The organism is Vibrio sp. 03_296, assembly GCF_002265885.1.
The window spans coordinates 1-13,951 of sequence record NZ_NPKW01000075.1 but is presented as its reverse complement, the minus strand read 5'-3'; the positions used below and the strand labels follow the sequence as shown (position 1 = coordinate 13,951).

Genomic DNA, 13,951 nt, shown 5'->3' with positions numbered 1-13,951 from the left:
TTGAAGAGACGAACAGGGTCAACAGGTGGACGCCCATTATCTTTACAATAAAGATGAGCGACTTCATCACGAATGAATTCAAAGTCGATAGCATTATCGATTTTGCGCACTAAATGGTCTTTAGGAACTAACTGTTCCATCGTCACCATTTCCAGTTCGTATTGTTGCGGGGTGGGTTCTTGAAGCATATCGGAGTATCCATATTTCGATACCCCTATTAGATCAAAGGTCTAGCTCGAAAGCTAGACCTTTGTCAGCAGTCTGACGCCACTCGAGGTGAGTGGCGTTTTCTTAAGGTTCGTCTTTTATTGACGACGCATTGCGTCAAAAAACTCATCATTGGTTTTCGTCATCGCAAGCTTGTCGATGAGGAACTCCATCGCGTCCGTTTCGCCCATCGGGTGAACGATCTTACGCAAAATCCACATCTTCTGTAGTTCATCTGACTTCGTCAGCAACTCTTCACGACGAGTACCAGAGCGGTTGAAGTCAATCGCAGGGAATACACGTTTTTCCGCGATCTTACGGTTCAAATGCAGTTCCATGTTACCGGTACCCTTGAACTCTTCGTAGATTACTTCGTCCATCTTAGAACCGGTATCAACCAACGCAGTCGCGATAATGGTTAAGCTACCACCTTCCTCAACATTACGCGCCGCACCGAAGAAACGTTTTGGACGGTGTAGTGCGTTTGCGTCCACACCACCTGTCAGTACTTTGCCTGATGAAGGAACGACGGTGTTGTATGCGCGAGCAAGACGAGTGATCGAGTCAAGTAGAATCACAACATCTTTCTTGTGTTCAACGAGACGCTTCGCTTTCTCGATAACCATTTCAGCAACTTGAACGTGGCGAGAGGCTGGTTCATCAAAAGTAGAAGCAACCACTTCACCTTTCACTAGACGCTGCATCTCAGTCACTTCTTCTGGACGTTCATCAATCAGTAGAACCATCAACACACACTCTGGGTGGTTGTAAGTGATGCTCTGAGCGATGTTTTGTAGCAGCATGGTTTTACCCGCTTTTGGCGGAGCAACAATCAAACCACGTTGGCCTTTACCGATCGGCGACGCCAAATCCAATACACGTGCTGTGATGTCTTCTGTCGAACCATTACCACGCTCCATCACCATACGCTCATTGGCGTGCAGCGGCGTCAAGTTCTCAAATAGGATCTTGTTGCGAGCATTGTCTGGTCTATCATCGTTAACCGTGTTGACTTTCAACAAAGCAAAGTAGCGTTCGCCATCTTTAGGTGGGCGAATTTTCCCTGCAATCGAGTCACCAGTACGTAGGTTGAAACGACGAATTTGGCTTGGTGATACGTAGATATCGTCCGGACCAGCTAGGTACGAACTGTCTGCACTACGTAGGAAACCAAAACCGTCTTGCAGAATTTCCAGAACCCCATCGCCAAAGATGTCTTCGCCGCCTTTTGCGTGCGCTTTGAGGATGGCAAAGATGATGTCTTGTTTACGCAAACGCGCCAGGTTTTCCAGACCCAAGCTCTCACCGAGCTTGACTAAGTCTGATACCGGTTTGTTTTTCAATTCGGTAAGGTTCATGGTGGTGGATTCTTGTTTAGTCAAAATAAGATCTGTTTTCTAGTTAAGATGGATTTGGTCTCAGGATCGACCAAGAAGAGAAGTTGTTTAATTAACGTGCGATAAATTAGCACTAAATAAAACTCTAGTCCAGAGTTTGAAAAAACAAAACCGCGCATTTTGATATTGCACGGTTTTGTTATTAATCACTTATGGATTATAGGTTCGCATCCAAAAACTCTTTCAATTGAGTTTTTGACAGTGCGCCCACTTTCGTTGCCGCTACACTGCCGTTTTTGAAAAGCAGCAGGGTTGGGATGCCACGAATACCAAACTTAGGTGGTGTACCTGCGTTGTGGTCAATATTCAGTTTGCCGATAGTGAGTTTGCCTTCGTACTCTTCTGCGATTTCGTCCAGGATTGGGGCAATCATCTTACAAGGACCACACCATTCTGCCCAAAAATCAACTAGTACTGGGCCTGCAGCGTTAATAACGTCGTTTTCGAAACCTTCGTCAGACAGCTGCAAAATCTTGTCACTCATCTTCCACTCCAATGTGTTTTTCGAAACTGGTTGGATGATAACCAGTAATTTGATGCTCTATTGGAATGTATTTGCTTTCTTAATGCAAGCTTTAGCTGATATTCTATAGCCATGAAAAAGACGCATATCACAGAGCAAAAGTTCGCCGATTTGGGTTTAAATCCCCAAGTTGTTGAAGGATTGGAGAAAAAAGGGTTTGAGTTTTGTACCCCTATCCAAGCCTTGGCGTTGCCGGTACTGCTCTCCGGCCAAGACATCGCAGGCCAGGCCCAAACCGGGACTGGTAAAACGCTCGCGTTTCTTACTGCTACCTTTAACCATTTGTTGACGACCCCTGCACACGAAGGCCGTCAGCCAACCCAGCCACGTGCCATCATCATGGCGCCAACGCGTGAGTTAGCGATTCAGATCTACAACGATGCTGAGCCTCTGATTGCAAGTACTGGCATCAAAGCAGCCCTCGCGTACGGCGGTGAAAGCTATGATAAGCAGTTAGCCAAGCTACAAGGTGGCGTTGACGTACTGATCGGCACCACCGGTCGTATTATCGATTTTTACAAGCAGCGTGTGTTTAACCTCAATAACATTCAAGCAGTTGTTCTCGATGAAGCCGATCGCATGTTCGATTTGGGCTTCATTAAAGACATTCGTTTCTTGTTCCGCCGCATGCCAGCACCACAAGAGCGTTTGAACATGTTGTTCTCAGCGACGCTTTCTTACCGCGTGCAAGAATTGGCGTTTGAGCACATGCATAACCCAGAACACGTTGTGGTTGAGCCTGAACAAAAAACTGGCCACCGCATTCAAGAAGAGCTGTTCTACCCTTCAAATGAAGACAAAATGGCGCTGCTACAAACACTGATTGAAGAAGAATGGCCAGATCGCGCGATCATTTTCGCTAACACTAAATACAAGTGTGAATCCATCTGGGCTCATCTCGCTGCCGATGGTCACCGTGTTGGCCTGCTCACAGGTGATGTTCCACAGAAGAAACGCGAAAAAATTCTTGAGCAATTTACCCAAGGTTCTGTAGATCTCCTAGTGGCAACCGACGTAGCAGCACGTGGACTGCACATACCGCAAGTAACGCATGTCTTTAACTACGATTTACCTGATGACTGTGAAGACTACGTTCACCGTATTGGCCGTACTGGCCGTGCTGGGGCAAGTGGCCACTCGATCAGCTTTGCTTGTGAAGATTACGCTATCAACTTGCCAGCAATTGAAGAGTACATTGAGCACACCATTCCAGTATCAGACTACGATTCAAATGCCTTGATCCAAGATCTACCCGCGCCAGTTCGTACGCCATCGTCACGCAATCAGCAACGTCGAACCAATACTGGCGGTGCACGCTCAGGTGATCGTAAGTCAAACAACCGTCGTCCACGCCAACCGCGTCAACACAAGGAAGCGTAAACCGTTTATGAGCCAGGCAGGATCTTCTCCACTTTATGCAGCCATCGATCTCGGGTCGAATAGTTTTCACATGCTCGTAGTGCGTCATATCGATGGCAGCGTTCAAACTATGGCTAAAATCAAGCGCAAAGTACGTCTTGCTGCTGGGCTAGACGAGAACAACGCGTTAAGTAAAGAAGCGATGCAACGAGGATGGGATTGCCTGAGCTTGTTTGCCGAACGGTTACAAGACATTCCAGCCGACAATATTCGTATTGTCGGCACAGCCACCCTGCGCACCGCCACCAACGTCGAGTTGTTTCTGCAAAAGGCCAATCAAATCCTTGGCCACCCGATTGAAGTCATTTCGGGGGAAGAAGAAGCCGCGACGATTTACAAAGGCGTGGCACATACCTCTGGGGGAAGTGGCCGACGCTTAGTGGTGGATATTGGTGGCGCGAGCACCGAGCTGATCATCGGTGAAGGTTTTGATGCCAAAGCATTAACCAGCTTAAAAATGGGCTGTGTTACTTGGTTAGAGAACTTCTTTAAAGATCGTCAATTAAGCGCGCGAAATTTTGAAGCGGCAATTGAAGGGGCTAAACAAACTCTCTTACCTATTCTCGAGCAATATAAAACACTAGGTTGGGATGTTTGTGTCGGCGCTTCCGGCACGGTTCAAGCTTTGCAGGAGATTATGTTGGCTCAGGGTATGGACGAAGTCATCACTCACTCCAAACTCAAACGCTTGCAAAAACAGGCCATGCTTGCCGATCATCTTGAAGAGTTAGAAATCGAAGGCTTAACCCTCGAAAGAGCACTGGTCTTCCCTAGTGGCTTATCGATTTTGATTGCTATTTTCGAGCTGCTCGACATTGAAGCCATGACGCTCGCAGGCGGGGCTCTGCGTGAAGGTTTGGCTTACGAAATGATGAGTGAGCTTCGCCAAGATGACATTCGTTCTCGTACCATTTGCAGTGTGCAGCATCGCTATCAGTTAGATGCACAATATGGACAGCAAGTTGCAGACCTTGCTTGCAAATTACTTCAACAAGTGGGTAACGAAGAATGGATTGTCGAACCTCAAGGTGCAATGTTGCTCGATAGCATTGCTAAACTGCACGAAATTGGATTGACCATCGACTACAAAAAAGGTGGTGAGCACAGCGCATATCTGATCCATCACATGGATTTACCAGGGTTCACGCGCGCACAGAAATTTTTGATGGCGGAACTCGCTCGCCGCTATCGGGAAAGTCTAACGTCTTTGCCCGAGCAACACGCACTGTCTGGCAATAGTGGCAAACGCCTACTTCGCCTATTGAGGTTGGCTGTGCTGCTGACACATCGTCGTAATGCCGCCCTAGAGCCCAAAGTTCAACTTGTTGCCGAGGGTGACAAGCTCACACTCTCACTAGACGCGACATGGTTACAGAACAACCCCCTAACCTCTGCAGAACTGGAACTTGAAGCAAATCGTCAAACCGATATTGGTTGGCCTCTAGTGATTGAAAGTCGCGAGTAGCGCATCTTGCTCAATAAAAAAAGCCCGAGTGAATCAACACTCGGGCTTTTTTCTCATCATCTAACGTTTAACGTGGTGCTTGTGCCATAGCAAACTGAGGGTTCACCGCAGTAAGCTTCTTGATTAAGTAGTTCAGTAAAACACCGTACATCGGCACAAACAGACCCAAACTGATCACCAGTTTAAAGCCATAATCCACCAGCGCAATTTCCGTCCAGTGCTCCGCCATAAATGCGTCTGGGCTTTGATAAAACGCGATGGCAAAAAACGCCAGCGTATCCAACGCATTACCAAATAGCGTTGAGCACGTCGGCGCTACCCACCACTGTTTCATCTGGCGTAGACGGTTGAAGACGTGCACATCGAGGATTTGCCCTAACAAATACGCCATAAAGCTGGCGATCGCGATGCGTGCAACAAACAAGTTGAACTCACCCAGATGAGCAAAACCTTGGAACTGCCCTTCAAAGAACAATACCGATAACGCGTAAGAGACAACCAACGCCGGCATCATCACTAAAAAGATGATTTTACGTGCCAACTTGGCACCAAAAATGCGGACGGTGAGATCGGTCGCGAGAAAGATAAATGGAAACGTGAAAGCGCCCCAAGTGGTATGAAAACCAAAAATGGTAAACGGGAGCTGAACAAGGTAATTGCTCGAAGCGATGATGACCAGATGGAATAAGGCCAAATAGATAAGGGCGTTGCGCTGCTGCGCAGGGGTAAAGTTACTCATGCGATACCTTTTTAGTTTGGTTTGGGGGCGAGGGAACCCAAATCGAGTCTTCTCCAATAGGAAAAATACTCTTACCAACAATGTAAAATGAAAATGTTTCCGTTCATCGTTTTGCCGATGAAGCGGCGGGCGATTATACATTAATCAATATCGAGTACAAGCAGTGAGCGGCACGCAAACGATTGAGCAGAATTGCTCCGCTAAAAGAGCAAAAGCGCCTTGATAAAAAAGGGATGTTTCATGTGAAACATCCCTTTTAAAATGAAAGACTTCGTGCCTAAAAACCTTTGGCAAAAAGTTGGGCTAAGTAGTCCATTACCTCTCGGCTGTCATCAACGGTTAACGACTCAAACCACACCGCCTCACTGTAATGTTCCGCTTTCAGAAACAGATGTGTCTCTTCAAAATCGACCAACCAGCTGTGCACGTCGCCATCCCACTGTTTTTCGACCACTTGAGCAGACAACAACTTGAGAAGCCGCTCAGCCAACGCGGGAAAGGTATCAAGATTAAAGCGTGGCGTGCGAATCAACAGTCGACCTTCTTGCGCCATGTATTCCGTTAAACCAAATTCCTTTTGTTTCTCATCCATAGTGAGTAATGTGCTCCTGAATCAAATCTAAAAACGGATCGGCGTATTTTTCTAGTTTGCGCTGCCCCACACCACTCACCGCGAGCATTTCACCATATGAGGTCGGCAATATTTCGGCCATATCAATCAGCGTCGCATCACTGAACACCACATACGGTGGGATCTCTTCCTCATCGGCAATCGATTTGCGCAGCTTACGTAATTTGGCGAACAACTTTTTGTCGTAATGCTTGTTGGAAAGTTTGTCGGCTTTGGCACTGCGCGCGGCAGTATCTAAACGCGGCACCGCCAGCTCCAACGTCATATCACCACGCAACAATGGCCTTGCTTCTTCGGTTAACTGCAAGGTCGAGTTACGGGTGATGTTTTGAAACAGCAGCCCTTTGTGGATCAGTTGGCGGAAAATACTCACCCAATAGTCATGGCTGTGATCGCGCCCTAAACCGTAAGTGGAAATCTTATCGTGGCCGTGTTCACGGATACGGATGTTTTGCATCCCGCGCAGCACTTCCACCACGTAGCCCATACCAAAGCTTTGATTCACGCGATAAACGCACGACAACGCTTTGCGCGCTTCTTCCGTCGCATCAAAATGCTTTGGCGGATCTAAGCAAATATCGCAATTGCCGCAAGGCTTCTCGCGGTATTCACCGAAATAATTTAGCAACACTTGGCGGCGACAAGTTTGCGCTTCGGCAAACGCACTCATGGCATTGAGCTTATGGCTTTCCACTTGCTTTTGCGGGCCGTCATCTTTCTCATCCAACATGCGGCGCAACCAAGTGATGTCTGCAGGGTCGTAGAGCATCATCGCTTCGGCGGGCAGGCCATCACGCCCTGCTCTGCCTGTTTCTTGGTAGTACGATTCGATATTGCGTGGAATATCGAAATGCACCACAAAGCGCACATTGGGTTTGTTGATCCCCATACCAAAGGCCACTGTCGCCACGACGATTTGGATGTCATCTCGTTGAAACGCTTCCTGTACATACGCGCGCTCATCCGCGTCCATACCGGCGTGATAACCCGCCGCTCGAATATGGTTGTTGCACAGCTTCTCGGTCAGCATTTCAACTTTTTTACGACTGCCACAGTAAATAATGCCGCAATTGCCTTTTTGGCTTTCCAAATAGCGAATCACTTGAGAGACCGGCTTGTGCTTCTCCACTAGGTCATAGCGAATGTTGGGGCGATCAAAACTGCCGAGATACACGTGAGGTTCATTAAGATGCAAGCGACTTAAAATGTCTTTGCGCGTCGCATCGTCTGCGGTGGCCGTCAGCGCCATAAACGGCACGTGAGGGAAATAATGCTTCAATTGCCCTAACGCGGCGTATTCGGGGCGGAAATCGTGTCCCCATTGCGAAATACAGTGCGCTTCGTCGACAGCAATCATCGCCAAGGGCAGATTTTCCAGCCGTTCAATAAAATCGCGCATCAACACCCGCTCAGGCGAAACGTACACCAATTTGAGCTGTCCCGCGTGCATGCGATTGTAGACACTGAGCAGAGCGTCACGTGATAAGGTCGAGTTGACACATTCTGCCGCGACACCATTGGCTTTAAGTTGGTCAACCTGATCTTTCATTAGTGAAATCAAAGGGGAGATCACTAAGGTAATACCCGAACGCACGAGAGCAGGAATTTGATAGCACAGCGATTTACCGCCACCGGTGGGCATGATCACTAAACTATCTTGCCCCTCAACAGCCGCCTCGATCGCCGACTGTTGCCCCTCACGGAAAGTCTGATAGCCGAACACCTGTGATAAAACGCTTTGGGGCGTCATCGAGGCATCGGAAGAGTCGGCAAGCAGAGTGGAAGTCATGAACAGTCTCAGTATTGGTCTTGATGGTGATCTCGAAAGCACTCAATATTGCGAAATGCCCAAGATAATGAGGGCACATTGTAATGGCGTTTGATGGTGAATTAAACCGCAAAATACTAGGTGATTCCGGACCTCACTCTTATACTGGCCCATCCATGTTTACTAAGTTGGCTATCGTTCAATGACCGCAGAAGAACAACAAAAAGCACGCCAAGGGGTGTTACTCGCCTTAGGTGCTTACACTATGTGGGGCATCGCACCCATCTATTTTAAGTCACTCGCGGCGGTCTCTCCGCTCGAGATACTCAGCCATCGCGTGGTGTGGTCTTTTTTCCTACTCGCCGCCCTGCTCCATTTTGGCCGTCATTGGCGCACCGTGCGCGACGTTTTAACCAGCAAAAGCAAAATGCTTTATCTGGTCACAACCGCTATTTTAGTCGGAGCCAACTGGCTGATTTTTATTTGGGCGGTCAATGCTAACCATATGCTCGATGCCAGTCTTGGCTATTACATCAATCCACTGATCAATGTGTTACTCGGCATGCTGTTTCTTGGTGAGCGATTACGTAAGTTGCAGTGGTTTGCGGTCACCTTAGCGACTTGTGGCGTGCTGGTGCAGCTTGTCGTCTTTGGTTCGGTGCCGATCGTCGCAATTGCCCTCGCCTTTAGCTTTGGCTTCTACGGCTTGCTGCGCAAAAAAGTCAGCGTCGATGCTCAAACCGGGTTGTTCATTGAAACCTTAGTGATGCTGCCAGCCGCGGCCATCTACCTTCTTTTTATTGCCTCGACCCCGACATCTAACATGCTGGCCAACCCTGCCCATTTGAATGCCTTGTTGGTCGCAGCTGGCGTGGTCACCACCTTACCACTGTTGTGTTTTACTGGTGCCGCCACGCGCCTCAAGCTGTCCACGCTGGGTTTCTTCCAATACATAGGCCCAAGTTTGATGTTTTTGCTCGCAGTGTTGATCTACGGAGAAGCCTTTACCAGTGACAAAGCCATCACCTTTGCTTTTATTTGGGGTGCACTTGTCCTGTTCAGTTTTGATGGTTTGCGATACAGCCGTAAGAATCGCCGAACACGACAAACGAACTGATCGTTTTTTACAAGACAAACCGAGTTGAGCTCGCTAAGCTTGGTCACAAACTAACCAAGCTTTTTTTGTACTCTATGGAGCAGATCCACTACATCCCAACACAAGATGACAAACTCAGCCTGATTGATGCGAAGTATCAGAAGTTTGCCTTTTCACGGCACTATCATCTGGATTTCCACATCGGGCTGATTACTCATGGCGAGCAGCAGTTCCATTCGCAGGGTTGTCATCATCACGTCGGTCATGGGCAGATTGTCATCATGCCCCCTGACGAACTGCACGATGGCCACTCCAAACAACAAGAAGGCTATCAAGTGAATGTGTTTGCGATCGAACCTCATCTGTTAAGCGATCTCGCCGATCTTAAACGAAGCGGTCAAATTATCAGCTTTAATCAGTTGATCATCTCCGATCCTGTGGTTTTTTCACAACTTCGTAACCTGCACGCTTGGTTACGCAGCAAAAACATCAGCCAACTCACCCAAGATTGTTTGCCATTTGAAGGCTTTAGCACCCTTTTTGATCGCTATGGATCCACTTGCCGCCAAAAAGCCGTACCACTGGGCCAGCAATCGTTGGCAACACTCAAAGAGTTTCTACTGGCAAATCTCGATCAACCTGTGCGTTTGGAAACATTGGCACAGCTCTGCCAACTTTCCCCCACTCAATTTCAGCGCCAGTTCAAAGCGAGGATGGGGATGACACCCTATGCGTGGCTGAGTCGCTTGCGCCTAGAGCAAGCGATGAAACTGCTGCAGGCAGGACAAACGGGGACAGAGGTAGCCCACCAAATTGGTTACTATGACCAAGCGCATTTCAGCAAAGCTTTCAAACAGACCTACGGTATTACGCCATCGCAAATCTCACGTTAGCGCTCCTCGTGTCAGTTTTTTACAAGCGCAACGTCACGTAACCCGAGACAATCAACACTCGATTTTGATGATGCACGAGAAACACTCATGAACGAACTGACGATTTTACTGACGCTGGCAAGTGTCCACTTTATTGCTTTGATGAGTCCTGGCCCCGATGTGGCACTGGTCGTGCAAAACGCGAGCCGCTATGGCCGCCAAACGGGCCTTTTTATTGCCCTCGGTTTGTCTGTCGGCATTTTGCTGCATTCTCTATTAAGCCTGACGGGCGTGAGTTACTTGGTCCACCAGCAACCTATGCTGTATGCCTTGTTGCAACTGCTGGGGGGCAGCTATTTGCTCTATTTAGGCATTGGTGCATTGCATTCCGTGTTACGTCATTGTCATCAACCATCGGCGAATCCCCCTACCAGCCAACGGCAGTGGACGCTGAACAATAAACGCCAAGCGTTTCTCAAAGGCTTTGCCACCAATATTCTGAATCCCAAGGCGTTAGTATTTTTTGTTAGCCTGTTATCGAGCTTAATTCCGACAAGCATGTCGCTCTCAGGAAAGGCCATAGCCGTGATGATTTTATTTATGCTGTCATTTCTTTGGTTTGCCAGCTTAGCGTGGGCGCTCTCAGGTAGCCGAATGCAACAGTATCTACACAAAGCGAGCATCTATATTGATGGAATTTGCGGCGTTTTATTCTGCTTAATCGGCGCAGGCATCCTCTACAACACGGTGATTCATCAAGTCATCAGCCAAGTTGCATAGTCTTTTGCTCGTCACCGTGTAAGAGATCTCTCACAAACAAGTAAGCCAATGTCGTTTCTTACGTAAGAAACTGGAGAGAAAACAGTTATAACTATATGATTTAATTGAGATAGATTGCTTTTTATCCAGGTTACGCATGCAGAAATGTGCGCTGGATCCGTTGTTGGTGCTGGGGAAAAAGTTACTATGAACACGTCGGAAGGATGCTGACACGGAACAGGAAATGACTACGGATTAGGTCATCTTCAGGAAGAAGATACGGTTATTCAGGATGAATAGTCGGCATGGAAAGCAAATTGGACATTGAACGGACGCAATAGTAACTAGGATGGTTGCTACTAAGGAAGGCAATGGACACCTCTGGATGAGGCAAGGACTGAACATCAGGAAGATGTAAGGGACACCGCTCAGGGAACAAGTGATGTGAGCCAACGAGGACTGTTGGTAGACTAGGAAAGTCAAGGACACCGCTAGGAAGGCGATGCAAGGATTAAGCTGACGGATTCAGCATACTATCAAGGATTTGATGCAGGGAGCACTTTAGTAGCTGGATTGCTGCAAGTAAGACCATAACCCCGATGGGCGAAAGCCCTCGGGGTTTTTCTTTTTTTGCTATTTGTCTTCACCCTCACCAACATAAAAAACGGCGCCTTCAGCGCCGTCTGCAGATAGAGGATCTATCGATAAGCCATCACAGCTTTTCCAACCTCGCGTAAGCGGTCACTAGCCACTTGATTCCTTCCCCATTGAAGGCAACTTGAACTCGGCTCTGTGGGCCACTGCCTTCGAAGTTGATGATTGTCCCTTCACCAAATTTAGGATGGCGAACACGTGAACCCAATGAAAAGCCAGTTTCGTTGAAACTTTCCTTCACGACCGTTTGGCTAAAGCGGCCACTGCTGGCTGGGCGACTCACTTGCGCTTTCATGCGCACTTCATCCAAACACTTTTCTGGTAGCTCACGAATAAAACGCGATGGTTTATGGTATTTGTCTTGCCCGTACAAACGACGCATTTCGGCATACGTGATGTAAAGCTTTTGCATCGCTCGTGTCATGCCTACGTAGCACAAACGGCGCTCCTCTTCTAAACGCCCCGCTTCTTCGGCAGACATCTGGCTCGGGAACATGCCTTCTTCAACCCCAACCATAAAGACCAATGGGAACTCCAATCCTTTGGCGCTGTGTAACGTCATCAGCTGTACTGCATCTTCGAAGTCATCCGCTTGACCCTCACCCGCTTCTAGAGCGGCATGGGTTAAGAAGGCGGTGAGCAACGTCATCTCTTCCGCTTCTTCCGGTTTTTCAAACTGGCGCGTAGCGGTCACCAATTCTTCCAAGTTCTCGATACGTGCTTTTGATTTTTCGCCTTTCTCTTGCTCGTACATGGCATACAAGCCGGAAGATTTGATCACATGATCTGTCTGTACATGGAGTGGCATTTCAAAGCTGTCATCTTCCAGCGCATTGATCAGTTCGATGAAACGGCTTAGCGCACCAGCCGCGCGCCCCGTTAACACTTTTTCCTCGATGAGTGCAATACTCGCTTCCCACAGTGTGCAGCCACGATCGCGCGCCGCAAAACGCACCGTTTCCAGCGTTTTGTCACCTAGGCCACGTGTTGGTGTGTTCACCACACGCTCAAAAGCAGCATCATCATTGCGATTGGCCATCAAACGTAGGTAGCTGAGCGCATCTTTGATCTCTTGGCGCTCGAAGAATCGCATCCCACCGTAAATGCGATAAGGCAAACCCGCTTGAATTAACGCTTCTTCCAGCACACGCGACTGGGCGTTATTGCGATAAAGCATCGCCGCATCGTTTAACACGCCGCCTTTGTCTTGCCATTCTTTGATTTTGTTCACCGCAAAACGCGCTTCATCTAATTCGTTGTAAGCGGAGTAAATCGAGATCGGTTCACCTTCGATGCCATCCGTCCACAGCTCTTTGCCCATACGCTCGGTATTGTTGGCAATCAACGCGTTTGAAGCTTCAAGGATGGTTTTGGTCGAACGGTAGTTTTGCTCAAGGCGAATGGTGTTAACGCTCGGAAACTCAAGGGTGAACTTTTCGATGTTTTCCACTTTCGCGCCACGCCAACCGTAAATTGACTGGTCATCATCACCGACGATCATCACATGGCACTCAGGCCCCGCCATCATACGCAGCCAAGCGTATTGAATGTTGTTGGTGTCTTGGAACTCGTCGACCAAGATGTGTTTAAAACGTGCTTGATAGTGTTCGCGGATGAATTTGTTTTCACGCAGTAGCTCATGCGCACGCAACAAGATTTCCGCAAAGTCGACCAAACCTGCACGATCACACGCTTCTTGATAGGCGGTGTACAACTGTAGGTAGGTTTTGGTCACGGGATCGTGGTAAGCATCGATGTGCGCAGGGCGCAATCCTTCGTCTTTTTTGCCATTGATCCACCAAGCGACTTGGCGCGCTGGCCACTGTTTGTCATCCAGGTTTTGCGCTTTGATCAGTCGCTTAAGCAAACGCTGTTGATCATCACTATCAATAATTTGGAAATCTTCCGGCAGCTTGGCATCAAGATAGTGCGCTCTGAGAATGCGGTGGCAAATACCGTGAAAGGTGCCATTCCACATGCCCGACGCGCTGCCCATCATCAACTCTTCGATTCGACCGCGCATCTCCGCCGCCGCCTTATTGGTAAAGGTCACGGACATAATAGAAAACGGTGAAGCCTGCTCGACTGACATTAGCCAAGCAATGCGATGCACAAGAACGCGCGTTTTACCACTGCCTGCGCCTGCCAACACCAGCAAGTTTTCCAAAGGAGCGGCCACAGCCTCACGCTGTTTGTCGTTCAAGCCATCGAGAAGAAGTGAAGGATCGATCATGATAAGAAGCTACTGGTTATTTATACAGAGACAAAGATTATAACCTAAACCGTGCTCGCTTTTCAGACTAAATTGCAATTTAAGAAAAAGGCATCAACCCATTTCAAATCATAGAGATAGTTGCAGATGCGATGAGTTTATAAAAATAATCGCCATTTTTGAAAGTTTTYCCGCAACTTGCTGTCCTT

General features: G+C 48.2%; 11 protein-coding genes and 1 pseudogene. 5 read left to right on the top strand and 7 right to left on the bottom strand.

What is annotated here, in order from left to right:
* From CIK04_RS10115 to trxA, 3 genes and pseudogenes are all read right to left on the bottom strand, one after another.
* A pseudogene (locus tag CIK04_RS10115) lies at positions 1-188 on the bottom strand (IS5/IS1182 family transposase); the annotation flags it as partial.
* Positions 189-305: 117 nt separating this feature from the next.
* Positions 306-1,565 (bottom strand): transcription termination factor Rho, encoded by a 1,260-nt coding sequence (gene rho, locus CIK04_RS10110; RefSeq protein WP_026060769.1) that lies wholly within the window; start codon positions 1,563-1,565, stop codon positions 306-308.
* Between the two features lie 196 nt (positions 1,566-1,761).
* Complete coding sequence (gene trxA, locus CIK04_RS10105) at positions 1,762-2,088, bottom strand: thioredoxin TrxA (protein ID WP_011078987.1); 327 nt, start codon at positions 2,086-2,088, stop codon at positions 1,762-1,764.
* Positions 2,089-2,199: 111 nt separating this feature from the next.
* Here trxA and rhlB point away from each other — a divergent pair, with 111 nt between their 5' ends.
* On the top strand, positions 2,200-3,507 hold the full coding sequence (gene rhlB, locus CIK04_RS10100) for an ATP-dependent RNA helicase RhlB (RefSeq protein WP_039452037.1): 1,308 nt from the start codon (positions 2,200-2,202) through the stop codon (positions 3,505-3,507).
* Between the two features lie 7 nt (positions 3,508-3,514).
* Entirely contained in the window at positions 3,515-5,011 is a 1,497-nt protein-coding gene (gene gppA / locus CIK04_RS10095) for a guanosine-5'-triphosphate,3'-diphosphate diphosphatase (protein ID WP_097353536.1), read from the top strand.
* Positions 5,012-5,078: 67 nt separating this feature from the next.
* Here gppA and CIK04_RS10090 read toward each other — a convergent pair whose 3' ends face one another.
* The 3 genes from CIK04_RS10090 to recQ all read right to left on the bottom strand — a co-directional run bounded on the left by CIK04_RS10090 (position 5,079) and on the right by recQ (position 8,170).
* Positions 5,079-5,750, bottom strand: a complete 672-nt coding sequence (locus CIK04_RS10090; RefSeq protein ID WP_017420163.1) for a 7-cyano-7-deazaguanine/7-aminomethyl-7-deazaguanine transporter — start codon at positions 5,748-5,750, stop codon at positions 5,079-5,081.
* 277 nt (positions 5,751-6,027) lie between these two features.
* The gene (locus CIK04_RS10085) at positions 6,028-6,342 is read right to left on the bottom strand and encodes a DUF3630 family protein (RefSeq protein WP_017420162.1); all 315 of its coding nucleotides are present in this window, start codon (positions 6,340-6,342) and stop codon (positions 6,028-6,030) included.
* Complete coding sequence (gene recQ, locus CIK04_RS10080; protein ID WP_097353537.1) at positions 6,335-8,170, bottom strand: ATP-dependent DNA helicase RecQ; 1,836 nt, start codon at positions 8,168-8,170, stop codon at positions 6,335-6,337. Before recQ ends, CIK04_RS10085 begins: the two co-directional genes overlap by 8 nt.
* Positions 8,171-8,351: 181 nt before the next feature.
* Here recQ and rarD point away from each other — a divergent pair, with 181 nt between their 5' ends.
* From rarD to CIK04_RS10065, 3 genes are all read left to right on the top strand, one after another.
* Positions 8,352-9,266, top strand: coding sequence for an EamA family transporter RarD (gene rarD, locus CIK04_RS10075; RefSeq protein ID WP_038969821.1), 915 nt, complete (start codon positions 8,352-8,354; stop codon positions 9,264-9,266).
* A 74-nt stretch (positions 9,267-9,340) separates the two neighbouring features.
* On the top strand, positions 9,341-10,138 hold the full coding sequence (locus tag CIK04_RS10070; protein WP_026130552.1) for an AraC family transcriptional regulator: 798 nt from the start codon (positions 9,341-9,343) through the stop codon (positions 10,136-10,138).
* A gap of 87 nt (positions 10,139-10,225) precedes the next feature.
* Positions 10,226-10,897: a LysE family translocator gene (locus tag CIK04_RS10065; protein ID WP_097353538.1), complete on the top strand. Its 672-nt coding sequence runs from the start codon at positions 10,226-10,228 to the stop codon at positions 10,895-10,897.
* Positions 10,898-11,588: 691 nt separating this feature from the next.
* On the opposite strand, the gene uvrD is transcribed toward CIK04_RS10065, so the two are convergent.
* Entirely contained in the window at positions 11,589-13,763 is a 2,175-nt protein-coding gene (gene uvrD / locus CIK04_RS10055; protein WP_038964295.1) for a DNA helicase II, read from the bottom strand.
* Positions 13,764-13,951 lie beyond the last annotated feature (188 nt).

Bases quoted from the DNA above. Each gene is read 5' to 3' on its own strand.
- uvrD (WP_038964295.1), bottom strand. From the start codon at position 13,763: ATGATCGATCCTTCACTTCTTCTCGATGGCTTGAACGACAAACAGCGT.
- rhlB (WP_039452037.1), top strand. From the start codon at position 2,200: ATGAAAAAGACGCATATCACAGAGCAAAAGTTCGCCGATTTGGGTTTA.
- trxA (WP_011078987.1), bottom strand. From the start codon at position 2,088: ATGAGTGACAAGATTTTGCAGCTGTCTGACGAAGGTTTCGAAAACGAC.
- recQ (WP_097353537.1), bottom strand. From the start codon at position 8,170: ATGACTTCCACTCTGCTTGCCGACTCTTCCGATGCCTCGATGACGCCC.
- CIK04_RS10090 (WP_017420163.1), bottom strand. From the start codon at position 5,750: ATGAGTAACTTTACCCCTGCGCAGCAGCGCAACGCCCTTATCTATTTG.
- rarD (WP_038969821.1), top strand. From the start codon at position 8,352: ATGACCGCAGAAGAACAACAAAAAGCACGCCAAGGGGTGTTACTCGCC.
- CIK04_RS10085 (WP_017420162.1), bottom strand. From the start codon at position 6,342: ATGGATGAGAAACAAAAGGAATTTGGTTTAACGGAATACATGGCGCAA.
- CIK04_RS10065 (WP_097353538.1), top strand. From the start codon at position 10,226: ATGAACGAACTGACGATTTTACTGACGCTGGCAAGTGTCCACTTTATT.
- CIK04_RS10070 (WP_026130552.1), top strand. From the start codon at position 9,341: ATGGAGCAGATCCACTACATCCCAACACAAGATGACAAACTCAGCCTG.
- rho (WP_026060769.1), bottom strand. From the start codon at position 1,565: ATGAACCTTACCGAATTGAAAAACAAACCGGTATCAGACTTAGTCAAG.
- gppA (WP_097353536.1), top strand. From the start codon at position 3,515: ATGAGCCAGGCAGGATCTTCTCCACTTTATGCAGCCATCGATCTCGGG.